At 61.8% G+C, this 23,226-nt stretch carries 26 protein-coding genes; 10 read left to right on the top strand and 16 right to left on the bottom strand.

What is annotated here, in order from left to right:
• Nucleotides 1-45: 45 nt before the first annotated feature.
• The 5 genes from ACWTV1_RS09960 to ACWTV1_RS09940 all read right to left on the bottom strand — a co-directional run bounded on the left by ACWTV1_RS09960 (nucleotide 46) and on the right by ACWTV1_RS09940 (nucleotide 3,642).
• Complete coding sequence (locus ACWTV1_RS09960; protein ID WP_498505193.1) at nucleotides 46-1,083, bottom strand: LLM class flavin-dependent oxidoreductase; 1,038 nt, start codon at nucleotides 1,081-1,083, stop codon at nucleotides 46-48.
• Entirely contained in the window at nucleotides 1,080-2,084 is a 1,005-nt protein-coding gene (locus tag ACWTV1_RS09955; protein ID WP_498505192.1) for a Ppx/GppA phosphatase family protein, read from the bottom strand. The genes ACWTV1_RS09960 and ACWTV1_RS09955 overlap by 4 nt, the downstream gene beginning before the upstream one ends.
• A 44-nt stretch (nucleotides 2,085-2,128) precedes the next feature.
• A complete protein-coding gene (locus ACWTV1_RS09950) occupies nucleotides 2,129-2,530 on the bottom strand; it encodes a hypothetical protein (RefSeq protein ID WP_498505191.1) in 402 nt (133 codons plus the stop codon).
• Between the two features lie 9 nt (nucleotides 2,531-2,539).
• Complete coding sequence (locus tag ACWTV1_RS09945; protein WP_498505190.1) at nucleotides 2,540-3,151, bottom strand: nucleotidyltransferase domain-containing protein; 612 nt, start codon at nucleotides 3,149-3,151, stop codon at nucleotides 2,540-2,542.
• A 131-nt stretch (nucleotides 3,152-3,282) separates the two neighbouring features.
• A complete protein-coding gene (locus ACWTV1_RS09940; protein ID WP_498505189.1) occupies nucleotides 3,283-3,642 on the bottom strand; it encodes a zinc ribbon domain-containing protein YjdM in 360 nt (119 codons plus the stop codon).
• A 183-nt stretch (nucleotides 3,643-3,825) separates the two neighbouring features.
• On the opposite strand from ACWTV1_RS09940, the gene ACWTV1_RS09935 reads away from it, so the two are divergent.
• Complete coding sequence (locus ACWTV1_RS09935; RefSeq protein ID WP_498505188.1) at nucleotides 3,826-4,410, top strand: nitroreductase family protein; 585 nt, start codon at nucleotides 3,826-3,828, stop codon at nucleotides 4,408-4,410.
• 35 nt (nucleotides 4,411-4,445) lie between these two features.
• Here ACWTV1_RS09935 and ACWTV1_RS09930 read toward each other — a convergent pair whose 3' ends face one another.
• Nucleotides 4,446-5,120, bottom strand: a complete 675-nt coding sequence (locus tag ACWTV1_RS09930; RefSeq protein ID WP_498505187.1) for an SDR family NAD(P)-dependent oxidoreductase — start codon at nucleotides 5,118-5,120, stop codon at nucleotides 4,446-4,448.
• A 165-nt stretch (nucleotides 5,121-5,285) separates the two neighbouring features.
• Here ACWTV1_RS09930 and ACWTV1_RS09925 point away from each other — a divergent pair, with 165 nt between their 5' ends.
• The gene (locus ACWTV1_RS09925; RefSeq protein ID WP_498505186.1) at nucleotides 5,286-5,669 is read left to right on the top strand and encodes a hypothetical protein; all 384 of its coding nucleotides are present in this window, start codon (nucleotides 5,286-5,288) and stop codon (nucleotides 5,667-5,669) included.
• Between the two features lie 34 nt (nucleotides 5,670-5,703).
• Here ACWTV1_RS09925 and ACWTV1_RS09920 read toward each other — a convergent pair whose 3' ends face one another.
• A complete protein-coding gene (locus tag ACWTV1_RS09920; RefSeq protein WP_498505185.1) occupies nucleotides 5,704-5,844 on the bottom strand; it encodes a hypothetical protein in 141 nt (46 codons plus the stop codon).
• 143 nt (nucleotides 5,845-5,987) lie between these two features.
• A complete protein-coding gene (locus ACWTV1_RS09915; RefSeq protein ID WP_498505184.1) occupies nucleotides 5,988-6,245 on the bottom strand; it encodes a DUF4190 domain-containing protein in 258 nt (85 codons plus the stop codon).
• A 176-nt stretch (nucleotides 6,246-6,421) separates the two neighbouring features.
• Between ACWTV1_RS09915 and ACWTV1_RS09910 the strand changes: the two genes are divergently transcribed.
• Nucleotides 6,422-7,378 (top strand): class II glutamine amidotransferase, encoded by a 957-nt coding sequence (locus tag ACWTV1_RS09910; RefSeq protein WP_498505183.1) that lies wholly within the window; start codon nucleotides 6,422-6,424, stop codon nucleotides 7,376-7,378.
• A 115-nt stretch (nucleotides 7,379-7,493) separates the two neighbouring features.
• Here the strand turns inward: ACWTV1_RS09910 and ACWTV1_RS09905 are convergent, their stop codons facing one another.
• From ACWTV1_RS09905 to ACWTV1_RS09890, 4 genes are all read right to left on the bottom strand, one after another.
• On the bottom strand, nucleotides 7,494-8,726 hold the full coding sequence (locus tag ACWTV1_RS09905) for a PD-(D/E)XK nuclease family protein (RefSeq protein ID WP_498505182.1): 1,233 nt from the start codon (nucleotides 8,724-8,726) through the stop codon (nucleotides 7,494-7,496).
• 212 nt (nucleotides 8,727-8,938) lie between these two features.
• The gene (gene ychF / locus ACWTV1_RS09900) at nucleotides 8,939-10,015 is read right to left on the bottom strand and encodes a redox-regulated ATPase YchF (protein WP_498505181.1); all 1,077 of its coding nucleotides are present in this window, start codon (nucleotides 10,013-10,015) and stop codon (nucleotides 8,939-8,941) included.
• A 73-nt stretch (nucleotides 10,016-10,088) separates the two neighbouring features.
• Complete coding sequence (locus ACWTV1_RS09895; RefSeq protein WP_100389707.1) at nucleotides 10,089-11,585, bottom strand: CoA-acylating methylmalonate-semialdehyde dehydrogenase; 1,497 nt, start codon at nucleotides 11,583-11,585, stop codon at nucleotides 10,089-10,091.
• 131 nt (nucleotides 11,586-11,716) lie between these two features.
• Nucleotides 11,717-12,637 carry a LysR family transcriptional regulator gene (locus ACWTV1_RS09890; RefSeq protein WP_498505180.1) on the bottom strand — a complete coding sequence of 307 codons (921 nt, stop codon included), beginning with the start codon at nucleotides 12,635-12,637 and terminating at the stop codon, nucleotides 11,717-11,719.
• Between the two features lie 147 nt (nucleotides 12,638-12,784).
• Here ACWTV1_RS09890 and ACWTV1_RS09885 point away from each other — a divergent pair, with 147 nt between their 5' ends.
• On the top strand, nucleotides 12,785-14,092 hold the full coding sequence (locus ACWTV1_RS09885; protein WP_498505179.1) for a DNA recombination protein RmuC: 1,308 nt from the start codon (nucleotides 12,785-12,787) through the stop codon (nucleotides 14,090-14,092).
• A gap of 28 nt (nucleotides 14,093-14,120) precedes the next feature.
• Here the strand turns inward: ACWTV1_RS09885 and glpX are convergent, their stop codons facing one another.
• Nucleotides 14,121-15,110, bottom strand: coding sequence for a class II fructose-bisphosphatase (gene glpX / locus ACWTV1_RS09880; protein WP_100389704.1), 990 nt, complete (start codon nucleotides 15,108-15,110; stop codon nucleotides 14,121-14,123).
• A gap of 212 nt (nucleotides 15,111-15,322) precedes the next feature.
• Here glpX and fbaA point away from each other — a divergent pair, with 212 nt between their 5' ends.
• Entirely contained in the window at nucleotides 15,323-16,348 is a 1,026-nt protein-coding gene (fbaA, locus tag ACWTV1_RS09875; RefSeq protein WP_100389703.1) for a class II fructose-bisphosphate aldolase, read from the top strand.
• A 100-nt stretch (nucleotides 16,349-16,448) separates the two neighbouring features.
• Here fbaA and ACWTV1_RS09870 read toward each other — a convergent pair whose 3' ends face one another.
• Both ACWTV1_RS09870 and ACWTV1_RS09865 read right to left on the bottom strand, forming a co-directional pair.
• On the bottom strand, nucleotides 16,449-16,994 hold the full coding sequence (locus tag ACWTV1_RS09870; RefSeq protein ID WP_498505178.1) for a DUF6264 family protein: 546 nt from the start codon (nucleotides 16,992-16,994) through the stop codon (nucleotides 16,449-16,451).
• Entirely contained in the window at nucleotides 16,994-18,046 is a 1,053-nt protein-coding gene (locus ACWTV1_RS09865) for a 4-hydroxy-3-methylbut-2-enyl diphosphate reductase (protein ID WP_341620720.1), read from the bottom strand. The genes ACWTV1_RS09870 and ACWTV1_RS09865 overlap by 1 nt, the downstream gene beginning before the upstream one ends.
• 135 nt (nucleotides 18,047-18,181) lie before the next feature.
• On the opposite strand from ACWTV1_RS09865, the gene xseA reads away from it, so the two are divergent.
• Genes xseA through ACWTV1_RS09840 form a run of 5 tightly spaced genes read left to right on the top strand, consistent with a single transcriptional unit; the run spans nucleotide 18,182 to nucleotide 22,404 of the window.
• Nucleotides 18,182-19,402 carry an exodeoxyribonuclease VII large subunit gene (gene xseA / locus ACWTV1_RS09860; protein WP_498505177.1) on the top strand — a complete coding sequence of 407 codons (1,221 nt, stop codon included), beginning with the start codon at nucleotides 18,182-18,184 and terminating at the stop codon, nucleotides 19,400-19,402.
• Nucleotides 19,403-19,421: 19 nt separating this feature from the next.
• On the top strand, nucleotides 19,422-19,667 hold the full coding sequence (locus ACWTV1_RS09855) for an exodeoxyribonuclease VII small subunit (RefSeq protein WP_100389699.1): 246 nt from the start codon (nucleotides 19,422-19,424) through the stop codon (nucleotides 19,665-19,667).
• A complete protein-coding gene (locus ACWTV1_RS09850; protein ID WP_100389698.1) occupies nucleotides 19,667-20,314 on the top strand; it encodes a DUF4245 domain-containing protein in 648 nt (215 codons plus the stop codon). The genes ACWTV1_RS09855 and ACWTV1_RS09850 overlap by 1 nt, the downstream gene beginning before the upstream one ends.
• Nucleotides 20,311-20,952 carry a carbonic anhydrase gene (locus ACWTV1_RS09845; RefSeq protein WP_100389697.1) on the top strand — a complete coding sequence of 214 codons (642 nt, stop codon included), beginning with the start codon at nucleotides 20,311-20,313 and terminating at the stop codon, nucleotides 20,950-20,952. The genes ACWTV1_RS09850 and ACWTV1_RS09845 overlap by 4 nt, the downstream gene beginning before the upstream one ends.
• A gap of 54 nt (nucleotides 20,953-21,006) precedes the next feature.
• On the top strand, nucleotides 21,007-22,404 hold the full coding sequence (locus ACWTV1_RS09840; protein WP_341620354.1) for a class II fumarate hydratase: 1,398 nt from the start codon (nucleotides 21,007-21,009) through the stop codon (nucleotides 22,402-22,404).
• Here the strand turns inward: ACWTV1_RS09840 and ACWTV1_RS09835 are convergent.
• Nucleotides 22,401-23,168 (bottom strand): fumarate hydratase, encoded by a 768-nt coding sequence (locus ACWTV1_RS09835; RefSeq protein ID WP_498505176.1) that lies wholly within the window; start codon nucleotides 23,166-23,168, stop codon nucleotides 22,401-22,403. The genes ACWTV1_RS09840 and ACWTV1_RS09835 overlap by 4 nt on opposite strands.
• Between the last annotated feature and the right edge of the window lie 58 nt (nucleotides 23,169-23,226).

Genomic DNA, 23,226 nt, shown 5'->3' with positions numbered 1-23,226 from the left:
CGCTGTCGCGGCTCATCGGGCCGCACCGTCGAGCAGATCGAGCACTTAGGCGATCGAGGGTGCAACCTCGGCGTCGACTACGGGCATCACGTGCTTCACGAGCGCCTCGAGAATACGAGCATTGAACTCGACCCCGAGCTGGTTGGGCACGGTTACCAACAGAGTGTCAGCGGCCTGAACCGCCGCATCGCGCGCGAGCTCGGCGGCGATAACGTCGGGAGCTCCGATGTAGGAGCGACCGAAACGGGAGCGCGAACCGTCGAGCATGCCGACCTGGTCGCGCTGCTCCACTTGCCCTTGGATTCCAAAGTAATACTCGGTCTCGTCATCAATGATGGGCAGGATGCTGCGGCTCACGGATACCCGTGGCGAATGGTCGTGACCGGCACTCGCCCACGCCTCGCGGAACATCGCAATCTGTTCGGCCTGCAGCTCATCGAAGGGCACTCCGGTGTCTTCGGTGAGAAGCGTTGAGCTCATCAGGTTCATCCCCTGCTCAGCAGTCCAGATGGCCGTGGCACGAGTGCCGGCGCCCCACCAGATACGTTCGCTGAGCCCGGGCGCTTGCGGCTGAACCGACTGCAGAGCGCCCGTGCCAATCATCTGCGGGTTGCCGGGAGCGAATCCCTCGCCCGCGATCGCACGGCGAAACTTGTCGGTGTGGGCGCGCGCCATGTCGGCATCGCTCTCGCCCGCTGTCGGCTCATGACCGAACGCGCGCCATCCGTCAATCACTGTTTCGGGTGAGCCTCGGCTGATGCCCAACTGCAAACGCCCCGCGGAAATAAGATCCGTTTGCGCTGCGAGTTCTGCCATCGCGAGGGGGTTCTCGTACCGCATATCGATGACACCAGTACCGAGCTCGATGGTGCTGGTGCGGGCAGCAGCGGCGGAGAGCAACGGCCAGGGCGATGCATGCTGGCGCGCGAAATGGTGCACGCGAAAGAAAGCACCATCGACGCCAACTTCTTCAGCCGCTACCGCAAGTTCCACTGCTTGGAGCAACACGTCAGCCCCGGTGCGAGTGCGCGAGCCTTCGACGTCTTGCCAGTGTCCGAAGGAGAGAAACCCAAGTTTTGTCATACTGGCGAAACCGGTGACCCGTCCGCGCTATTCCCGAGCGAAAGGGCGACACCGTCGAGGATGTCGTGCTCGCTCGTCGTGACCCACTCGAGCGGATGACCGGCTGCAGCCGCGGCATCCGCCACTCGACGCAGCACGGTGGCCCAGATGATGGCGCCCGAGGCGATCACGTCGACGCGGCCGGGGTGCATATAGGGCAGTGCTTCGCGTTCGGCGCGCGGCATCAGGGTGAGCGCTTCGCAGGAACGGAGCACGTCGACGAGCGGCAGCCGACTGCCGCTGATCGCGACCGGGTCGTAGCTGGTGAGGCCGAGGGCATGCGCGGTGATCGTGGTGACAGTCCCGGCAACACCGATGACTTCGGTGGCCTGCGAGAGATCGACCGTCGCCGTAGCAATATCGAGGGCTGCGCTGACGTCGCTGCGGATGGCGGCGAGCTCAGATTCGGAGGGCGGGTCGCTCGTGATGTTGCGCTCCGCCAGCCGCACGCAGCCAACATCCATCGAATATGCCGCATCGGGGATGTTGCCGCCGATCACGAGCTCAGTGGAGCCGCCGCCGAGGTCAACGACGAGGTGTTGCGGCGCTGGCGCGGTGTTGACGGCGTCGTTGGGCTCGGCTGCTGGCAACGCCGTGAGCGCTCCGCGGAACGACAGCGCGGCTTCTTCGGTTCCGGGAATCACTTCGACCGGCACCCCAAGAATTGCGACGACAGCGTCGGTGAACTCGGCACGGTTGGCGGCATCCCGAGTCGCCGACGTAGCGACGAAACGGATACGCTCGGCACCGTGCTCACGGCACAGATCGGCGTAGCGGCGCACTGCCGCGAGGGTGCGATCGAGGGCGCCCTGACTGAACTGGCCGGTGCGGTCGACGCCCTCCCCCAGTCGCACCACTTCGAGGGTGCGCACCACGTCGGTGAGGCCGCCGTGCCCGTCGAGGTCGGCGATGAGCAGGCGGATCGAGTTGGTTCCGCAATCGATGGCGGCGACGCGAGTCATGGGGTCTCCTGAGCGTGAACGGCAGCTTCGAGGCTACGCGACAATCACAGCGACGCTTTATCGACCAGCGTGCGCGCAGCCTTCTCCGCCCGTGCGAGCTGTGACTTGCTGATCGGGTCGTGGCCGTAGCCTGCTCGAGTTTTCATCCCGAGCAACGTGAAGAGCGATTTAGACGCTTGCTTGTCGACGGATGCGAGCAATACGACTGCGTCATTGTGACTGTGACCTTGTGCGTGCTTTGCGAGCGCAGCGGAACAGATCGCGTCTGCTGCGGCGATTCCTGCGTGAACGTAAAGCGTGACCACCGCGTCTCGTACGTCGTCTTCGTCCGAAAGCTCACGGATATCGTCTGCGACGCGCAAGAACTGCGCGGCTTTTGCCCGTCGCCCCTGTTCGACAGCTTTATCAGCTGGGACAGTTTTGACCTTGTCAGCCTTCGGATTCATGTGCGTTACCTAACCTTTGCGAAGTCGTTTCCGCAGCCACGAATGGTCCCCAGCTATCGCGATGCCATCAGCGACGATGGAGTCGAAAATTGACGCGGGCTGCACTTCGGAATCTTTATAGATCAAGGGGCGCAGATCATTGCCAGTCCACAAAGTAACGTGAGCGGCAAAGTCGCTGACGAGTTCATCCACAACGTCATCCGTCGTACCGTCAGGGACAACTATCAACACATCAATATCGCTATCGGTACTCATCTCATTTCGCGCTGCGGATCCGAATAGGGTCGCAACAGTTGGCTGAATCTGCCACTCGGAAATGGCATGAGCCATCCGAGCGATCAGCTCGCTCTTCGCATGAGCGATCTGTCGAACTGCGGCGGCCAGTAAATGATCTCCGTTAAACGAAAAGGCATAGCCTCTGCCGGTGAGTCTTTGCAGCAGCATGCCTTGCTCAACGAGCCTGCCCGCAGAGAGTCGAACCCCTTGGTGAGACCCTTGCTCCGGCAATAGCTGATGAATCTCGCGAACAGTGAGGTACTGCTCGCTACGCACGAGCACGGTGAGCACCTGGGAGTCGATCCCTGTTGTGCTGATTGCTGAGAATGGGTTCTGCAGACGCATATCGCCTCCCTCGGCTCGGGCTAAAAGCAGCAGCTCTTACACAATAATAGACGACCGTCTATAAAAATAGAGAGTGGTCCATAAGAATAGAAGGCGGCGACGCGAGTCATGGGGTCTCCTTGGTGCTGCCGTTAAACCTTCTTGACGACGCTCGACTTGAGTTGCATCTGGCCGAAACCGTCGACCTTGCAGTCGATGTCGTGGTCACCAACGCCGTCAACGAGGCGGATGTTGCGCACCTTCGTACCGACCTTGATCGACGCGGGGCTGCCCTTGACCTTGAGGTCCTTGACGATGCTCACCGTGTCGCCATCGGCGAGCGGCGTGCCGAACGCATCCTTGATCACTGCGGCATTCTGTTCTGCTTCGGCAGCGGCATCCGCCTCGCTTGGCGACCACTCGTGCGCGCACATCGGGCACACCAGCAGCGAGCCCATTTCGTAGGCAAGGTCGCTTGAGCAGTTCGGGCAGAGAGGCAGGGCGTCAGACATAAGGCACTTTCGGCTGGGCGCCGATTGGGCTGGCGCAGCGCTGAACTAGTCGCTAATCGTCAATTATTACCTGATCGTGCGGACACAAATCGGTGCACTGGTCTGGAATACGACCGGCGACGCACACGTTGCACCCCACGACATCACAGTTCGACTCTGTTCAGCTTCTGAAAGGCCCACTTCATGACCCTGCTTCACGACCGTCTCGCCGCGACCGACTCCCCCATCCTTGATGTGCTTGCCGAACGGTGGAGCCCCCGCCACTTCGACGCCACCGCACCTCTTGATGAGACGGCGCTGCAGAACGCTCTCGAAGCTGCCCGTTGGGCACCCTCGGCCTACAACAGCCAGCCTTGGCGAGTCGTTATCGCTCGTCGCGGAACCCCGCAGCACGACGCCATCGTCTCCACTCTCAGTGGCTTCAACCAGTCGTGGGTTCCCTCCGCATCTGCGCTGATTCTGTTCGTTGCCGAGCATCACAACGAAGAGGGACGGGCGCAGGCCATGGCGACGTATGACCTCGGTCAGGCCGTTGCCTACTTCACCATCCAGGCCCAGAGCCACGGGCTATTCAGCCACCAGATGTCAGGCTTCGACCCGGATGCCGCAGCAGCAGCCCTCGAGATCGATAGCCGCTTCACCCCCACCACGGTCATGGCCGTTGGCTCACTGGGCGACCCCGCCGAAATGACGGACGTTATTCGCGAGCGCGAAACTGCGCCCCGCGCACGACGTGCCGCTGCAGAGTCGGTGCTCGTTAACGCCTGATGCCGTGATGCGGCCGAGGATGCGTCGAAGACGCTCTATTCTCGGCCGTCTTCGAGCGGGATGAGCATCGTGCGGAACTCGCCTGCTGCGGCGTGAATGTCCCAGATGCGTGACGCGACATCGTCGATGCCGTTGGGAAGCTGAAGCTTGGGAATGCCGCCCGGGATCACGAGCTGACGGATGCGGATCCCCTCCCCTTCGAGCGTCTCGTGCAGCATCTCGCCGTAGGCACTCTCGGCGGGGAACGCGAGTGACGTTCCCGCGAAGCCGGCGCGCGACTTCACCGAGGTGCCGCCGTTGATCAGGATGATGCTGCCATGTCCGGCCTCACGCATTGCGGGCAGCACCGCGCGCACGGTGTGGATGAGCCCGAGGGCAGAGAACTGGAGTGCTTCGAGCGCGAGTTCGGGAGTCAGATCGAGCACCGGCTTCAGGTAATCGCGCGAGGGAAGCGGGCTGTACTGCACCGTCGTGATCGGCCCAAGTTCGTTCGCGGCACTGGCAAGAGCGGCCTCGAGCTGGGCTGGCTCGCGCACGTCGGCGGCAAAACCGCGCGCGGTCACGCCATCCGCTTCAAGCTCAGCGGCGAGCGCATCGAGCTTCGACTGATCTCGCGAGATGAGGGCAACTGCGAAGCCTTCGCGTCCGAACCTGCGGGCGACTGCTGAACCGAGTCCGGGGCCTGCTCCGATGATGGCGATAACGGGCATGAGATTCCTTCGATCGAAGTGTTCGGCGGGCCATGCTGCTCGAAAAAGCTTACCGGCGTTTCGACAGGGAACGCAGTGGCGGGTCCAGCCGCTATCCTGCGTTTCATGGAAGAGCGATATTCCCTCAGTGACCGGCAGATATATGGAGCAGAGGATGACGCAGACATGGACGCGATCCTGAACGCGATCGATCGACAATTGAACCGCGCTGAAGCCGCTCCGGCCACGAAAACTAAGCCAACACGCCCGCTGAAAACCAAGTCGACGCCACCACCATCCCCGGTGGCGAAAGCATCATCCTGCACCAAGAACGCCTTCCGTACTCAAGCGGAAGCTCGCGAGGCACTTAGCCGCTGGCAGAAAGCGGAAAAGGCAGACGTGAATTTGCCACATCGCGTCTATCCCTGTGATCGTTGCGATGCGTGGCACCTCACGCGGAAACAAAGTGGCAAACGAAAGCCGGCCTGGGACAAAAACCCGGATTGGACGCGGTCGCCCGCGCAGCTCGCGAAGCTTGAGAAGAGATTCGCGGAGCCTAATTCACGCTAAGAATAGAGCGTCGACGCGGTCACACTCAGCGCCTCTAAAACTCTTCGTCCGTGATGCCTAGTTTCTCTTTAGTAGCGGCCGCTTCGTCCGCTTCGAGCCAAGCGAATTCGTAGCGACGGTTGTGCGGCGATTTGTGGCCAATGAATTCGAAGTATCCCGCTTGCAGCTCCCGCACGGTGATCCACGGTGGATAGTCCTCCTGGGATAGCTCGTGGGTGCCGTCGGCCCAGACGACGATGTACCAGACCCATCATGTCTGCTGGAAGAGGCTCAATGGCGATACGAAGTGCCCTACGACTGACGCGATGTGGCCGGGGCTTAGCCCAGAAGGCCGCTCTGCGTCAGCCCAGCAGTCATGAGGGTGAGCCAAACCGCGAAGAAGACGACTTGGAACAACGTGCCTACGATGCCGATGATGATCGCGGCACGAGCTAGCCCGCGCCCCGATTCCCCACTCGACGTGATTTGCTTGCGACCCATTGCGCCCAACACCACTCCGACGATCGGAATCATGAATGCGGCGATGAAGCCGATGAGTGCGAGCGTGTTCGTGCGCGGAACAGGATTTGTTGTCATACGTCATAGTGGCACGACCGCGTAAAGCCGTCGTGCGACACTGCGAGCCGCGGCTAGTTGTTGAAACGGAACTGCACCGCATTCCATAGCCGATTAACCTCGGCGTGCTGTTCAGTTGACCAGCACCGGCCCCGTGCAACGACAGTAGAATGGCAGGAGCCCAACGAAGGAGACTTATGTGCCGCGTGCTCGCCTACCTCGGTCCCGAGACACCACTGGAGAACCTCCTACTCAAGCCAGAGAACAGCCTGATCAACCAGGCACTCGACCCCGAACGGCACCCCGAGCTCCAGTTGGCCGGATGGGGATTCGGTATCTGGGGCGAGCACCTGCTGAAGCCCGAAGAACCCTTCATCTACCGCCGTCCCATGGCGGCCTTTTACGACGACAACGCCAGCCGGATGATCCCCAGCCTTCAGGCCAGCACGATGTTGGCGCATGTGCGAGCCGCGGCGTACGACTCGAAGGTCGTGATGGTCGACGAGAACTGCCACCCGTTCTCCTTCGAGGAGACCCCGTGGATCGTCGCCCAAAATGGCTACCTGCCCAACTGGCAGCTCCTACAGCGCGAGCTGCTGCAGCACTGCGAGGATCGGTATCTCAAGCAGATGCGCGGGAACACGGACACCGAGTTCATCTACGTGCTACTCCTCTCGCTGCTCGAGGGTGACAGCAACGAGGACGTCCAACGAGCGATCGAGAAGCTCATCGAGCTGATCGCCCAGGCGATGAAGGACCTCGACCTTGGCGCTCTGACAAAGCTGAAAATGGCCCTCGTGTCAGGCGACCGCATCATCGGTGTCAACGTCGGCCTCGGTCACCACGGTGAGACCAACCCCGCTGGTGACTGGAAGAAGCTGCGGAAGTCGGCCCCCGACAGCGACGACTTCGCGCTCTCGATGCTCCTCGAACCGATGTACCTGCTCATGGGGCGCAACTTCGAGGACGACGCAACGACCTACGATTTTGAGGAGAGCAGCGAGGATGACGCGACCGGTGTCATCTTCGCCTCCGAGCCCTTGACCGAGGGTGACGATTGGTCGCAGCTCAAGTTCGGCCAGATCGTCTTCCTCGAGAATGACGGTGAGCGCATCACCAAAACCACCAACACGCTGAAGGTCTCAGCGCGCTAGGGGTTCTTCTCACGGAGGTTGTGAGCAACCTGGCGTGACGGAAGACGAAAACCCCTAGTTGTTGAAGCGGAACTCCACGACGTCGCCTAGCCGATCAAGCCGGCGAATCGATCGCTTAACGATCATCGGCACGCGGGCGCAGCGGCGAAAATGATCGGAGAGTGTTGCTCGCTTCACCCAGCAGATCAAGGATGACATCGTGGAGTCTGTGGTCGTTGGGGTCCAGGACGTCGATGACCTCGTACAAAGTAACGCCAGACTCAACCACAGTCTGCGTGTCAGTGCGGGTGACAAAAACACGCGAGTAGTCCGTGTGCTCGGGCGAGACCCGATGTTTCCAGTTAGGGTCTTGTTCATTCGCAAACCAAGCACTCGGCCCGAACTTAAGTTGCACAGTAATCGGGTTTGGGAAGCTTGGAGTAGTCGCCAGTTCAAGCGCGATAGTCCACTGGTAGTTGCCCTTGTAATTGGTTTGCAGACGCCGCACAACATCGTCACCGAGTGTTGTCATCAGCTGAGAGCGAATCGGCCCATTAGCAAAGGACTTCAGAAGATTCTTGATTCGTTGAAGCAGTTGTCGTGCTTCGAGGTACCGCTGCCGCGCTTGCGTGGCTAAGTCGCTCGCGAATTCCTCAGCGGCCTGCTCGTGGGGCGTCTTCCTGAAACGCACTCCCTCGCCAGCCTCGGTCATCACCTGAAGAAACTCAAGAACTTCTCGATCTCCCACAATCCCCGCCTCGGTCGAAAACTTGCGGTGCATCTGCTCGATAAACGAAACCACGTCTGGGTTTTCTTGGCGGTATAGCGCATCACCAGCTACCAACTGGTACAGCTGTGTGAGCAATCCACTGTAAGTCAGGATGTGAGCTTCTTCCCACCCGTCAGTGAGTCGCGATCTATCTTCGTCGCGACAGAGAAGTGCAACCGCACCGATACGTCCCTCGCTAACGCTGTAGCGGGAGTACTGCTCGAAATCGTGTCCGTGACCGTCTGACGAATGAAAGTTCTCCACGACAACCCTGAACTCATCATTATCGATCACGATGTCAGCGATATCGGCAGCTTCATCCATTCGCATGGTGTTCACCTCTTGCCGCACCAGGTATGCCTGTCGTGGGAATACAGGCTCGTTCTTCACTCGCGCAGTGTTAATCTCATCGATAAAGATGCCGAGAAATAAATCTCCAAGGTTGTGAGAGCCGCCAGCATCGAGCAACCAACCGAACACATTTGAGAGTTGTTTCTCGTGTGTTCCGTGATGCATCACGTCGAAGACGTTAAAACGCTGATCTAGTGATCTTCCGAGAACAGGCAGAAGTAAGTTCAGGAGGTCGCCGGACATCAGCATCAACTCACTTTCGACGAGGTCGCGATAAGGCGGACCGATGGGGACAGCAAATCCGTCGCAAACAGCACGTTGCCGAGGCCTATGGCTGCACTCGCTCAGTCTCCCACGCCCATGCCACACTCGGCGAGGATCTCCACGCGCGCGACATAGGTTTTGTATGCCTCGACGCCCTCGTGCACGACCGCCGCCCGAGAAACCGAAGCCCGTTGAACCTAGTTGTTGAAGCGGAACTCCACGACGTCGCCGTCGCTCATGACGTATTCCTTGCCCTCAACGCGGGCCTTGCCCTTGGCGCGAGCCTCAGCGATGGAGCCGGTCTCAACGAGGTCGTCGAAACCGATGACCTCCGCCTTGATGAAGCCCTTTTCGAAGTCTGTGTGGATGACGCCGGCAGCCTGAGGCGCCTTGGCACCCTTCGGGATCGTCCAGGCGCGAGTCTCTTTCGGACCAGCCGTGAGGTACGTCTGCAGGCCGAGAGTGTCGAAGCCGATGCGGGCGAGCTGGTCGAGACCGCTCTCGTCTTGACCGGTGCTTGCGAGAAGTTCTGCGGCATCCTCTTCGTCGAGGTCGATGAGTTCGGCCTCCAACTTGGCGTCGAGGAAGATGGCCTTCGCGGGGGCAACCAGGGCAGCCAATTCGGCGAGCTTGTCTGAGTCACCCAGCACCGCTTCATCCACGTTGAAAACGTAAATGAACGGCTTGGAGGTGAGCAGACCCAGTTCACGGATCAACTCAAGTTCAATCTTTGTGGCCTCGGAGAGCGGCTTGCCCTCGTTGAGGAACGCCTGCGCAGCAAGCGCAGCCTCGAGAACAGCGGGCTCAACGCGCTTCGTCTTGAGTTCCTTCTCGTACCGCGCGACAGCCTTTTCGAGCGTCTGCAGGTCAGCGAGAATTAGCTCAGTGTTGATGGTCTCCATGTCGGATGCCGCATCAACCTTGCCGTCGACGTGAATAACGTCTGGGTCGCTAAAGCCGCGCACGACCTGAGCGATAGCGTCAGCCTCGCGAATGTTCGCCAAAAACTTGTTGCCCAAACCTTCGCCCTCGCTGGCGCCCTGCACAATGCCGGCGATGTCAACGAAAGAAACGGGAGCAGGCAGAATGCGCTCACTGCCGAAGATGCCCGCCAGCACCTTGAGGCGCGGGTCGGGCAGGTTCACGATGCCCACGTTCGGTTCGATGGTCGCGAACGGATAGTTCGCGGCGAGCACCGAATTCTTGGTCAGAGCGTTAAAGAGGGTGGACTTGCCGACATTCGGGAGTCCAACGATTGCAATAGTGAGAGCCACGAGGGTCAATCCTACCGGCGATAACGGCCCCGAGGTACGGGACCGCTATCGCGACGGTAAAGCAGGCTAGTTATTAGCCGTTATTCTGCGGGAAGCCGAGGTTGATTCCACCGTGGCTGGGGTCGAGCCAGCGGCTGGTAACAGCCTTCTGACGCGTGAAGAAACGGATGGCGTCGGGGCCATAAGCCTTCGTGTCACCAAACGCGGAGTCCTTCCAACCACCGAAGGAGAAGTACGCCACCGGAACGGGGATCGGAACGTTGATGCCGACCATGCCGACCTCAACTTCGCGCTGGAAGCGACGAGCCGCTCCCCCATCGTTCGTGAAGATCGCGGTGCCGTTTCCGTACTGCGAAGAGTTGATCAGTTCAAGACCCTCTTCGTAGGTGGCGACGCGAATGACACTGAGCACCGGTCCGAAGATCTCGTGCTTGTAGACGTCGGAGTCGGTGGAGACGTTGTCGATCAGCGTCGGGCCGAGCCAGAAACCATTAGCGTCGCCATCGATCTCAATGCCGCGACCGTCAACAACAACAGAAGCGCCATCGGTCTCAGCAAGCTCGATGTAGCTGGCGACCTTGTCACGGTGCTGCTCGGTGATGAGCGGCCCCATGTCGCACCCGCGGGTTCCATCACCGGTGCGCAGCGTCGCCATGCGCTCGCTGACCTTGGCGATGAGTTCGTCAGCAACGGGCTCGACGGCAACGACGACCGAGACAGCCATGCAGCGCTCGCCAGCGGAACCGAAACCGGCGTTGACGGCAGAGTCGGCAACGAGGTCGAGGTCAGCATCCGGAAGAACCAGCATGTGGTTCTTGGCGCCGCCCAGAGCCTGAACGCGCTTGCCGTGGTGGGCAGCGGTTTCGTAGATGTATTTAGCGATCGGGGTGGAACCAACGAAGGAGACGCTGGCAACATCCGGGTGCTCAAGAAGAGTGTCAACGGCGAGCTTGTCACCGTGCACGACGTTGAAGACACCGTCGGGAAGGCCTGCCTCGGTGAAGAGTTCTGCCATCCACACGGCGGACGACGGGTCCTTCTCGCTGGGCTTCAACACAACAGTGTTTCCCGCGGCGACAGCCATCGGGAAGAACCACATCGGCACCATGGCCGGGAAGTTGAAGGGGCTGATGATCGAGACAACACCGAGCGGCTGCTGCAACGAGTAGACGTCAACACCGGTCGAAACGTTTTCGCTGTACTCGCCCTTGCTGAGCTGAGCGATGCCGCAGGCGAAGTCGAGAACTTCGAGACCACGAGCGATCTCGCCAGCAGCATCCGAGAGAACCTTGCCGTGCTCGGCGGTGATGATGGCCGCAAGTTCATCCTTGCGAGCGTTGAAGAGCTCACGGAAGGCAAACATCACGGCGGTGCGCTTGGCAAGCGACGTGTTACCCCACTCGGGGAACGCAGCCTTTGCAGCGGCAACACCAGCGTTGACGTCAGCGACGGATGCGAGAGGAACGGTGCGTGCGACGGCGCCGGTTGCGGGGTTGAAGACATCGCCACGGTTGGGCGAGTCGCCCTCGGTAGCGGCGCCGTTGATCCAGTGCGGAATCGTGGAGTACATGGGCCTACTTTCGTCGGAAGTAGCCCCAGTCTGCGACCTTTGCGATCTGCGATCAAGACGTATTAGTGCACGGGCAATCTGCAAAAACGCACAGCCGGTGCACAGGCGTCAACGACTGACCTCCCGCGGCGCTAATGGAGGGGCAGCAGCTCAGAACGGCGACGGGCAACTTCGCGGTGCAAAGCGGCCCGGACCAGCTGAACTGCCTCGACATCCGCGGCCTCTTTTCGCACCGAAAGAGCGAACTTGAGTCGGAAACTGACCTCGTCGGGCAGCACCGCAACGAGTCCAGGTTCAGGCTCGGCCATGAACGCGTGCAGCAGCCCAATGCCGGCTCCCTGACGCGTGGCCTCGAGCTGCGCAAACACACTCGTAGAACCGAAACCCACACGCATGCCGCCGAGCACCGGGGCGAGGTCGAGCTCCCGAACGGTGAGCAGGGCATCCACGTAGAAGACCAGCGGATGGGCGTCAAGATCGGCCACCGAGCGGATCGGCGGATGCGAAGCCACGTACCCGGGCGAAGCGTAGAGGCGCAGCGCGTAGGCGGCAAGCGGTTCGGAGGCGAGGCGAGAGGTCGCCGTCGTACCGATCGTGATGGCCAAGTCGAAGCCAGCGCCACGCAGGCTGAGCGGTCGCGTTGAGGTCACCAATTCGACCGTGATGGATGGATGCTCCGCCTGCACCGCCGCGAGCGCTGCGGTCACAAAGGTGGCCCCGAATCCATCGGGCGCCACGATGCGCACGGTGCCACGCACTTCGTCGGCGCTGCCGCTCGTGGCACCGACCACGTTTTCGACGATGTTCTCGAGACCTGCGGCACGCGTGGCCACTTCGCGGCCGATGGTGGTGAGTTCCCAGCCGTCGGCGCCGCGGTCGAGCAGGCGCACGCCGAGCGCGGCCTCGAGGCGGTCGATGCGGCGGCGCACAGTGGTGTGGTCGACGCCGAGCAGCGTGGCGGCAGACACCATCCGGCCGGCGCGCGCCACAGCAATGAGGTAGCGCAGATCGTCGGTGCTCACATCGAGCGGATGCACGGAGTCGCTGGCCATGCCCTTAACCCTAGGGGCGGTTCGCGAGGAACGTTGCGCGCGGATCGCGCTCGTGACCCCTGCCCCTTTTCTCTGCGTGAGCAATCCGCTGAGCCCCGCTCGCGCTGTCCTCCCGACAATGTCGTTACTGGCTGGCACACTGACGGCATGGATCCTGTTGTTGCTCTCGTTGTTGGCCTGCTCGTTGGTGCCGTGCTCGGTGTTGTGATTGGCCTGTTGATTGCGCGCGTGCGCTCGACCGCCCCCACCGGCCAGGTTCCGCCCGAGGTTCTCGAGGCACGCCATCAGGCCGCGATCGCGAACGTGACGGCGGCCGAGCGGGAGCAGCAGTCGCGACTTGCCGCCCAGCTTGCGTCCACCACTGCCCGAGCGGATGCCCTGAACGAGCAAGTGGCGTCGCTGCAGTTGCAATACCGCGAAACTCTCGACCGCCAACGCGACGAGGCTGCGGCCCTTGCCGAGCGCGAGCGCCGTGAGTCGAAGGTGCTGCAGGCTCTCTCTCCCGTGCAGGAGACGCTGCGCACGATGCAGAACAAGGTCACCGAACTGGAATCGCAGCGCAGCCAGCAGCACGGTGAGCTGAGCCAGCAGCTCAAGTCGGCCACGGAATCCGAAGAACGTTTGCGCAGCACCGCCGAGTCGTTGGCGTCAGCGTTGCGCAATAACTCCACCCGTGGCGTCTGGGGTGAAACCCAGTTGCGCAATGTTGTGCAGGCTGCCGGCCTCATCGAGCGGGTCGACTTCGACGTGCAATCGAGCATCACCTCGGATGCCGGTGCCGGCCGCCCCGACATGGTCGTGCACCTGCCCGGCGGCAAGAACATTGCCGTCGACGCCAAGGTGCCGTTCACCGCGTTCCTAGAGGCGAGCCAGATCTCGGTTACGGCAACCGGAGAAGAAGGTGCTCGCCGCGAAGCCCTTATCAAGCAGCACGTGAAGGTGATGCGCGGCCACATCGACACCCTCGCGAGCAAGGCTTACTGGGCGGGGCTCGACGCCTCCCCCGAGCTTGTGATCGCGTTCATCCCGAGTGAGTCGCTCGTGTCGTCAGCGATGGAGGCTGACCCCTCGATCATGGATTACGCCTTCAACAAGCGCGTCGCCCTCGCTTCACCCGTCACCCTGTGGTCAGTGCTCAAAACAGTCGCGTTCTCCTGGCAACAAGACGTGCTCACCGACCAGGCCAAAACCCTGTTCGACCTCAGCAAAGAGCTCTACCAGCGCCTCGCGACGCTCGCCGAGCACGCGGACAAGCTGCGCCGCTCGATCGACACCACCGTAAACAGTTACAACCAGTTCGCGAACTCGCTCGAAAGTCGCGTACTCGTCACGGCCCGCAAACTCAACGTGCTCGACGAATCCAAAGTGATCGGCGATACCCAGCTGGTCGAGGGCGCGCCGAAACACATCACGGCCGCCGAGCTAGAGCTGCCCTCAGCAGACGCAGACGACTAAGCCGCGTCATACTCCGCTCAGTGCGTGATTAGTGGTCGAGCCACTTCTCCGCGAGGTGGTCAGCCGAGATGCGGCGGATCGTTCCCGAGTGTGAACGCAAGACGATCGATTCGGTGCGGATGATGGGGCCGTAGCGACGCACACCCTTCACGAGTCCACCATCGGTAACGCCAGTCGCGACGAAGAACGTGTTATCGCTGGCGACCATCTCATCGGCCGTGTAGACGTGATCGAACTTGAGGCCCGCATCCATACCGCGCTGGCGCTCGTCGTCAGACTGCGGGTACAGGATCGTTTGAATCTCGCCGCCGAGAGCCTTGATGGCACAGGCCGTGGCGACGCCCTCAGGGCTGCCGCCGATACCGACACACATATCGATGCGCGTTCCGTACAGCGCCGCATTGATACCGCCAGCGACATCACCATCGAGCATGAGGCGCGTTCCGGCACCCGTCTCGCGGATGTCTTCAATCAGTTGGGCGTGACGCGGACGGTCGAGTACCGCAACCACGATGTCTTCGGGGGCCTTGCCCTTAGCCTTGGCGAGCGCGCGAATGTTCTCGCCGATCGGCTTGTGGATGTCGACAACGCCGACACCCTCAGCACCGGTGACGATCTTGTCCATGTAGAACACGGTCGAAGCATCAAGCATCGTGCCACGGTCAGACACTGCAATCATCGAGATCGCATTCTGGCGACCAGCAGCCGTCAGCGATGTGCCATCGATCGGGTCAACGGCAATATCGCAGGCGGGGCCACGGCCCGTGCCGACGTGTTCACCGTTGAAGAGCATGGGGGCGTTGTCTTTCTCGCCCTCACCAATGACAACGAGACCGTCGAAGTCGACAGTGCCCAAGAACTTGCGCATGGCGTCAACCGCAGCGCCATCGGCGGCGAGCTTGTCGCCCTTACCGATGAAGGGAACGGCGCGAATCGCAGCCGCTTCGGTGGCCCGCACAAGCTCGAGAGCGAGGTTGCGATCGGGGTGGAGGAATAGCGTGCCGGTTTCTGTACTCACCTGAGAGCATCCTTCGTTGAGAGTTGGTCGACTGGGGACGCGCCGGTGGTGGTCAGCGCAGCCCCAGTCTATCCGGATCGGTGCACCGCCCCCGGTCGATACCGCAGAGATCGCACTAACGTGCAACAGTTCGCGCCTGTCCAGAGCAGGTGGATAGAATCGACCCGAGCCGGACCAGAGCGGTAGTCGGTACCGCATGAGGAGAGACAACAATGCCCGTCGCAACCCCAGACCAGTACGCAGAAATGCTCGACAAGGCGAAGAAGAACTCCTTCGCCTACCCCGCCATCAACGTTTCGTCGTCGTCCACCATCAACGGCGTGCTTCAGGGCCTCAGCGATGCTGGCTCTGACGGCATCATCCAGGTCACCACGGGTGGCGCAGACTACTTCGCTGGCCAGTCGGTCAAGGCACGCGCATCCGGAGCACTCGCTTTCGCTGCGTTCGTCACCGAAGCGGCCAAGAACTACCCCGTCACGGTTGCTCTGCACACCGACCACTGCCCCAAGAACGCCCTCGATGACTTCGTGTACCCGCTCATCGCGGCATCCGAAGCTGAGGTCAAGGCCGGTCGCAACCCCATCTTCCAGTCGCACATGTGGGATGGCTCGGCTGTTCCCCTCGACGAGAACCTCGCCATTGCGCGCGAAATCCTTCCCCGCATGAAGGCCATCAACTCGATTCTCGAAGTTGAAATCGGCGTCGTCGGCGGAGAAGAAGACGGAGTGAGCCACGACATCAACGACAGCCTCTACACGACGCTGGATGACGTCATCGCTACCGTCGAAGCGCTCGGCCTCGGCGAGCAAGGCCGCTACATCGCAGCCCTCACCTTCGGCAACGTGCACGGTGTGTACAAGCCCGGCAACGTGAAGCTGCGCCCCGAACTGCTCGGTGAGATTCAGGCTGGCATCGCCGCGAAGTACGGCACCGACGCCAACCCCCTCGACCTCGTGTTCCACGGTGGATCGGGATCGACCGATGAAGAAATCGCGACCGCCGTGGCTAACGGCGTCATCAAGATGAACATCGACACCGACACCCAGTACGCCTACAGCCGCTCGATCGCCGACAGCGTTCTGCGCAACTACGACGGCTTCCTCAAGGTAGACGGCGAAGTCGGAAACAAGAAGATCTACGACCCCCGCGCCTGGGGCAAGACAGCAGAGTCGGCTCTCGCCGCTCGCGTTGTTGAAGCCACCAAGCAGCTCGGCTCGGCTGGATTCTCCAGCAAGTAACGCTCCACACGGATGGGGGTTGGCCTTCGGGCCGGCCCCCATTTGTCGTTAAGGTGACGACCCGCTGCTGCCGCCGCCGCGGCGATGCCCGGAGGCTGCGCTACTGCTGCTGGATGCTGTCGACGTAGGTCATGAAGCCAGGGTCGTTCAGCACGGCAACGAAGATCGCGACGAGCATCGCGAGCGTGGCGATCGTGGCACCCACGAGCGGAATCCAGAACGCGATCCGCTTACGCTGCACTTGAATGAGCGCAAACACGATCGTGAGCACGAGGGCGATAACGCGCACGATGTTGGCGACCGCTCCTGCTTCGGCGGCAGCCTCATCCGCAGCAAAGCCGTCGAAGCCTTGAGCCGCGAGGCCTTCGCGCAAAATCGGCCCAAGGTTGGCGATCGTTCCGAAGCTGTTGATGACATCCACCACACCAAAGAGCAGCAGCGTGGCCGTAAGGAAAACATCCCACATGCGCTGTTTGCGCTCGGGCGGAGCCGTCGGCGTAGACGCCGGGATCACGTTTGGCACTGCGGTCTGCACCGTGGGGGCTGGGTACTGTGCTCCCGTGGTGGGCTCAGTTACCCCTTCGGGCGCAGCGGGTGGCAGCGGTGCGTATTCGCCATATTTCGGGCGAGGGCGGGGATCAGTCATTAATCCTGTTGCCAATCAAGTTTGCGGTTGCGGCCACCGAGGCCGCGCTCGTCGGGGTTGCCGTCAGCGTCGGTGCGCAGTTCTTTCGGCAGCGAGAACATGAGGTCTTCCTCCGCCGTGATCACGGTGGAGACATCGCCGTAGCCTGCCTCGGCGAGGTCGGCGAGAACTTCTTGAACGAGAACTTCGGGAACGGATGCTCCGCTGGTTACGCCAATCGTCGCGACGCCCTCAAGCCACTCCTGCTTGATTTCGCTCGCGTAGTCGACGCGGTAGGCGGCCTTGGCGCCGTTCTCGAGCGCGACATCCACGAGGCGCACGGTGTTGGAGCTGTTAGCACTGCCGACCACGATCACGAGTTCTGCCTCTTCGGCAACCTTCTTGATGGCGACCTGGCGGTTTTGCGTGGCGTAACAAATGTCGTCACTCGGCGGGTCTTGAAGGGTGGGGAAACGCTCGCGCAGCAGGCGAACCGTCTCCATTGTTTCGTCGACGCTCAGCGTGGTCTGCGAGAGCCACACAAGGTTGTCGGTGTTTTCGACAACGATGTTGGGCACGTCGGCGGGGCTGTTGACGAGGATGGTGCGCTCGGGCGCGTGGCCCATCGTGCCCTCAACCTCTTCGTGGCCGTCGTGGCCAATCAGTAAGATTTGGTAGTTATCGCGGGCGAAGCGCGTGGCTTCGCGGTGCACCTTGGTAACGAGTGGGCAGGTCGCGTCGATCGCGTGCAGCTCGCGGTCGGCGGCACCCTTGACGACAGCAGGCGAGACACCGTGGGCGGAGAAGACGACGGTTGATCCTTCGGGGACTTCTTCAACCTCATCCACAAAGATGGCACCCTGCGCTTCGAGCGTGGTGACGACGTGGATGTTGTGCACAATTTGCTTGCGCACATAGACGGGAGCACCGTAGTTGGCGAGCGCTTTCTCGACCGCGATGACGGCGCGATCGACGCCCGCGCAGTAGCCGCGCGGGGCTGCCAACACGACGCGCTTGGCTCCCGCAACCGGCAAATTCTTCAATTGCTCTCGGCGGGCGGGCATCGGGGGCATCGCTAGCGCTTGGGCGCTTCCGTTAGAAATGGTGCTCACAGAAAAGATTCTACCGAAGACTGCTGCACGAACGCCGAGCGGAGGGCAGTATCAGCGGCATCCTCTACCCTGTAATCACAAGCTTGAGGAGGCTAGGTGACGATCACAGAGGGCCCGCCCACCGTCGATACTCCGTGGCCGGTATCAGTTCTGTCGCAGAAGATTCGCGGCTGGATCGAACGACTCGGCACCGCGTGGGTCGAAGGCGAGATCACCCAGTGGGGTGGCTCGGGCGGCAACATCTACGGCAAGCTCAAAGACCTTGAAGTGGATGCCACCATCTCGTTCACGATTTGGTCGTCAGTGCGCACCAAGCTGCCCAAAGATCTCAAGCAGGGCGATCGCGTTGTTGCCCTCGTCAAACCCAACTACTGGGTCAAGGGCGGCACGCTCACGATGCAGGTGCTCGAAATGCGCCACGTTGGCCTCGGTGACCTACTCGAAAAGCTCGAACTGCTGCGCCAAAAACTGCGCGCCGAGGGTCTCTTCGAGCACAAGAAGCCTCTCCCCTTCCTGCCCAACTGCATCGGGCTCGTTACCGCTAAAGACAGCGACGCCGAGAAAGATGTAATTCGCAACGCGCAGTTGCGCTGGCCCGCGGTGAAGTTCCGCACCGCGCACGCTGCCGTGCAGGGCGAGCGTGCTGTCACTGAGGTGTCGCAGGGCATCCGCGAATTGGATGCCGACCCCGAGGTCGATGTCATCATCGTCGCCCGCGGTGGTGGAGATTTTCAGAACCTGCTCGTGTTTAGCGATGAAGCGTTAGTGCGCACGGCCGCGGCCTGCGTTACTCCGCTGGTGTCGGCGATTGGGCATGAGAACGATCGACCGCTGCTCGACGAGGTTGCTGATTTGCGGGCATCCACCCCCACTGATGCGGCAAAACGCGTCGTGCCGGATGTCGCAGAAGAGTTGAGTCGTGTGCAGCAAGCACGCGCCGGAATGCGGTTACGCATTACCCAACGCTTGGGCTACGAGGGCGATCGCTTGGAGTCGCTGCGCACGCGGCCCGTGCTGGCGAACCCGGTATCGCTCGTCGACGCGCACGCCGATGAACTCTCGCGCTACGTGTCGCGCAGCAACGAGCTCATGGAGCGGGCGATTGAGAAGGCGCACTCCGGCGTCACCGAACTCACCGGCCAGTTGCGAGCCCTCTCGCCGCAGCGCACTCTGCAGCGCGGGTACGCGATCGCACAACTGCCCGATGGCACTGCGGTGCGCTCTACCGCTGACGCCCCCGATGGCACCGAGCTGCTGCTCACCGTTGCCGACGGCAAGATTTCCACCACCGTCTCCGGCCAGCCGGCAGACCACTAGAGAACAGTAGAATTACATCGTGGCTACCCCCAACGAAACCCCCGTCAGCGAGCTCAGCTATGAAGAGGCTCGGGATGAGCTCATCTCCGTGGTGAGTGAGCTTGAGCAGGGTTCGGCAACGCTCGAACAGTCGCTCGCGTTCTGGGAACGCGGCGAGGCTCTCGCTCAGCGCTGCGAAGAGTGGCTCGTTGGTGCCCGCGCCCGACTCGACGCCGCCCGCACGGCCGGTCTGGGCGACGACGCCAACTCGGGCGACAACCAGTAATGGCCAAGAGCAACGGGCCGCGCGAAGTCGCCGGTCTGGGCCGCCCCGAAACTCCCGAAGAGACCTTCGCGCGTAAAGCCGAGACCTCTCGTAAGCACCGCGCTAATCAGACGACGCTCAACCTCGTGGGCGCGACCCTTGCCTCCCTCGTCATCGTGCTGTTCCTGGTGCTCGTCGTCGTGCGCCCCAGCACCGAGACTCCCGTCACGGCCGACTATGAACAGATCGCCGCAGACGCCCAAACCAACGCGAGCGAACCGCTGCTCGCGCCCGCAACTCCCGACGACTGGTACGCGAACTCGGCACGACTCGGCACCACGTCATCCGTTCAGACCTGGTACATCGGCTTCATCACGGGCGCTACTGACTCCGCTTCGGCTCAGTTCATTGCGCTCGAGCAGGGCATCGAGGCGAACCCGACCTGGCTCGGCATCGTGACGGATGGCGCCCTCGCCACCGAAACGACCACTATTGACGGCATCCAGTGGACAATTTACGACCGTCGCTCTTCCGCTGACACCGGAAACTACGCATACTCAATGTCGGCAGAGATTGGCGGCAGCACGGTCGTGCTTCACGGCACCGCCGCCGATGCAGAATTCGAACTACTCGCCGCAGCGATCGCTGCCGACTCGGAGGCGCAATGACGAACCCCACCAGAACACCAGCACAGGTCTGGAATGAAATGGCCCGCGGCAACGATCGTTTCGTTGCTGGCGAGCCCGCTCACCCCCGTCAAGACGTAGAACGCCGCACCGAGCTGGCCAACGCTCAAGCGCCGCATGCGGCACTGTTCGGCTGCAGCGACTCGCGTCTCGCCGCCGAGATCATCTTCGACAAGGGCCTCGGTGACCTCTTTGTCGTGCGTAACGCCGGCCAGGTCATCTCGAGCTCCGTTGTCGGGTCGCTCGAATATGCCGTGAGCGTGCTCAACGTGCCGCTGATTCTTGTGCTCGGCCACGACGAGTGCGGCGCGGTTGCAGCGGCCATTGAATCGCAGACCGAAGATGCTCCGGCGCTGCCCCCACACATCCAAGAGCTCATCTCGAAAATCGTGCCCGCCGTTCGCCGTGTCGCCGGGAGCGACACTGGCACCGTAGAGGTGGAAAACATCAACGCTTACGACGTTGGTCGCATCCACTTGCGCGCCACCATCCTTGAATTGATGAATGCGTCAGAACTCATCAGCGACGCGGTAGCCGCCGGTACGCTTGCAGTAGTAGGCGCCAATTACCGTTTGCTCGAGGGCCGAGCAGTTCCCGACCTCGTAATCGGAACGGTCTAACGCTTCCACCACGTTCACACACCACATCGCTCGCAAACAAAGGATTACAACGCTGTGACGAGTTCCACCGAATACCGCATCGAACACGACACCATGGGCGAGGTACGTGTGCCCAAGGATGCCCTCTACGGCGCTCAGACGCAGCGTGCTGTCGAGAACTTCCCCATCTCGGGCACTGGCCTCGAGCCGGCTCAGATCGTGGCTCTGGCTCGCGTTAAGCGCGCCGCTGCGATCGCCAACAGTGAACTCGGAAAGCTCGATTCTGGAATTGCGGATGCCATCGTGGGCGCCGCCGACCAGATCATCGCCGGCCAGCACCACAGCCACTTCCCCGTCGACACCTACCAGACCGGTAGCGGCACGTCGTCGAACATGAACATGAACGAAGTTCTTGCTCGACTGGCCACCGACTCGCTCGGCAGTGCCGTTCACCCCAACGACCACGTCAACGCTTCGCAGTCGTCGAACGACGTGTTCCCCACTTCGGTGCACCTCGCCGTTACGGGCGCCCTCATCGGCGACCTCATCCCCTCGCTTGAGCACCTCGCTGCAGCCCTCGACGTGAAGGCCGAACTGTGGAAGGGCGCTGTGAAGGCAGGCCGCACCCACCTCATGGATGCCACGCCCGTCACGCTCGGCCAGGAGTTCGCCGGTTATGCTCGCCAGATTCGTCTCGGCATCGCCCGCATTCAGTCGGCTATCCCGCGCGTTGCCGAGGTGCCTCTCGGCGGCACGGCTGTCGGTACCGGAATCAACACTCCGCTCGGCTTCCCGCAGCGCGTCATCGAGATCCTCGCCGAGAACTCCGGCCTGCCGATCACCGAAGCGGAAGATCACTTCGAAGCTCAGGGCGCTCGCGACTCTCTGGTCGAGGCATCCGGCGCTCTTCGTGTGATCGCCGTCTCTGTCACCAAGATTTGCAACGACCTCCGCTGGATGGGCTCAGGCCCCAACACCGGTCTCGGCGAACTGCAGATTCCTGACCTTCAGCCTGGCTCGTCGATCATGCCCGGCAAGGTCAACCCCGTCATTCCCGAGGCCGTGCTCATGGTCTGTGCTCGCGTTATCGGCAACGACGCGACGATCGCCTGGGGCGGAGCATCCGGAGCCTTCGAACTCAACGTGGCGATTCCCGTCATGGGAACCTCGCTGCTCGAGTCGAGCCGCCTGCTTTCCAACTCGCTGCGCGCCCTCGCCGACAAGACTGTTGACGGTCTCGAGGCAAACCTCGAGCGTGCGCTCGCTCTCGCCGAGTCGTCGCCCTCGATCGTGACACCGCTCAACAAGATCATCGGTTACGAAGCCGCCGCCAAGATTGCCAAGCACTCCGTCGCGCAGTCGATGACCGTGCGTGAAGCCGTGATTGACCTCGGCTTCGTCGAGCGTGGCGAAGTCACCCTCGAACAGCTGGATGCCGCCCTCGACGTTCTGTCGATGACGACGCCTGGCTAACCTTCCGAATCCGCCATCGCGAGTAGCGTTCCGTCGAGAGCTTCGACGGAACGCTCTCCGATCGGATCGTTGAGTCGCACCGGAATCAGAACTGACCCGGTCAGGTCCTCCCCGATGGGGCAGGCAGCGACATTGTCTGGCTTCGAGCCATCGCTCGGGTTGGGCAAACCGTATTGCACCGATAACTGCACGCGCTCGGGCGTCTCAATCGCCACGACACGACGCGGGACACACAGCAGCGGTCCGCGCACATGAATCACGACATCCGCCCGGCTAATGATCGAATCTGTTTCGGCTGGCTCGCTGCCGATGTAGCCCGGAATGTTTGTTGTTCCGAGCCGTGAGAACGGTTCAAGATCGAGCAGGTAGAGCGGCGCTCGCTCTTCATCGTTGACCGGCAAATAGCTCTCGATCGGAACATCGACGAGCGTGGCTGCGGGCTCGGTGGCCGTCTGGAACGTGCGATAAACGAGCAGAGGCGTGGGCGCCCCCCACATGCTTTCGATATCGCCGACGTGCCGCGAATTTTGAGGCTCGCGCGCCGCCGTACCGACCATGGCGAAGACCACCATGACGAGGGCGAGAACAAGCGCCGCGGTGGCAATTATTTGGCGGTACGCATAAGCAGCGCCGCCTGGTTCAGAACTGTGAGCGTTCGCCACCGACCACGAAAAGAGGCTGCGCCACTGATTTCGGGGCGCGAAAATTGCCCACACGGCAGCAACCCCGAGGGGAACCGCAAGAAACCACCAAACCCAGCCCACGAGAAAACCTTACGTTGCCTGAGCGCACCGCGTTGACACTTTCGCGGCGCGCTCAGAC

It is taken from the genome of Salinibacterium sp. VpJ6, from assembly GCF_059767345.1.
This window is presented reverse-complemented; position numbering and strand designations above follow the sequence as displayed.

Excerpts from the sequence above, each read along its gene's own strand:
- ACWTV1_RS09960 (WP_498505193.1), bottom strand. The coding sequence starts at position 1,083 with ATGACAAAACTTGGGTTTCTCTCCTTCGGACACTGGCAAGACGTCGAA.
- ACWTV1_RS09955 (WP_498505192.1), bottom strand. The coding sequence starts at position 2,084 with ATGACTCGCGTCGCCGCCATCGATTGCGGAACCAACTCGATCCGCCTG.
- ACWTV1_RS09950 (WP_498505191.1), bottom strand. The coding sequence starts at position 2,530 with ATGAATCCGAAGGCTGACAAGGTCAAAACTGTCCCAGCTGATAAAGCT.
- ACWTV1_RS09945 (WP_498505190.1), bottom strand. The coding sequence starts at position 3,151 with ATGCGTCTGCAGAACCCATTCTCAGCAATCAGCACAACAGGGATCGAC.
- ACWTV1_RS09940 (WP_498505189.1), bottom strand. The coding sequence starts at position 3,642 with ATGTCTGACGCCCTGCCTCTCTGCCCGAACTGCTCAAGCGACCTTGCC.
- ACWTV1_RS09935 (WP_498505188.1), top strand. The coding sequence starts at position 3,826 with ATGACCCTGCTTCACGACCGTCTCGCCGCGACCGACTCCCCCATCCTT.
- ACWTV1_RS09930 (WP_498505187.1), bottom strand. The coding sequence starts at position 5,120 with ATGCCCGTTATCGCCATCATCGGAGCAGGCCCCGGACTCGGTTCAGCA.
- ACWTV1_RS09925 (WP_498505186.1), top strand. The coding sequence starts at position 5,286 with ATGGACGCGATCCTGAACGCGATCGATCGACAATTGAACCGCGCTGAA.
- ACWTV1_RS09915 (WP_498505184.1), bottom strand. The coding sequence starts at position 6,245 with ATGACAACAAATCCTGTTCCGCGCACGAACACGCTCGCACTCATCGGC.
- ACWTV1_RS09910 (WP_498505183.1), top strand. The coding sequence starts at position 6,422 with ATGTGCCGCGTGCTCGCCTACCTCGGTCCCGAGACACCACTGGAGAAC.
- ACWTV1_RS09905 (WP_498505182.1), bottom strand. The coding sequence starts at position 8,726 with ATGCTGATGTCCGGCGACCTCCTGAACTTACTTCTGCCTGTTCTCGGA.
- ACWTV1_RS09895 (WP_100389707.1), bottom strand. The coding sequence starts at position 11,585 with ATGTACTCCACGATTCCGCACTGGATCAACGGCGCCGCTACCGAGGGC.
- ACWTV1_RS09890 (WP_498505180.1), bottom strand. The coding sequence starts at position 12,637 with ATGGCCAGCGACTCCGTGCATCCGCTCGATGTGAGCACCGACGATCTG.
- ACWTV1_RS09885 (WP_498505179.1), top strand. The coding sequence starts at position 12,785 with ATGGATCCTGTTGTTGCTCTCGTTGTTGGCCTGCTCGTTGGTGCCGTG.
- fbaA (WP_100389703.1), top strand. The coding sequence starts at position 15,323 with ATGCCCGTCGCAACCCCAGACCAGTACGCAGAAATGCTCGACAAGGCG.
- ACWTV1_RS09870 (WP_498505178.1), bottom strand. The coding sequence starts at position 16,994 with ATGACTGATCCCCGCCCTCGCCCGAAATATGGCGAATACGCACCGCTG.
- ACWTV1_RS09865 (WP_341620720.1), bottom strand. The coding sequence starts at position 18,046 with ATGCCCCCGATGCCCGCCCGCCGAGAGCAATTGAAGAATTTGCCGGTT.
- ACWTV1_RS09850 (WP_100389698.1), top strand. The coding sequence starts at position 19,667 with ATGGCCAAGAGCAACGGGCCGCGCGAAGTCGCCGGTCTGGGCCGCCCC.
- ACWTV1_RS09845 (WP_100389697.1), top strand. The coding sequence starts at position 20,311 with ATGACGAACCCCACCAGAACACCAGCACAGGTCTGGAATGAAATGGCC.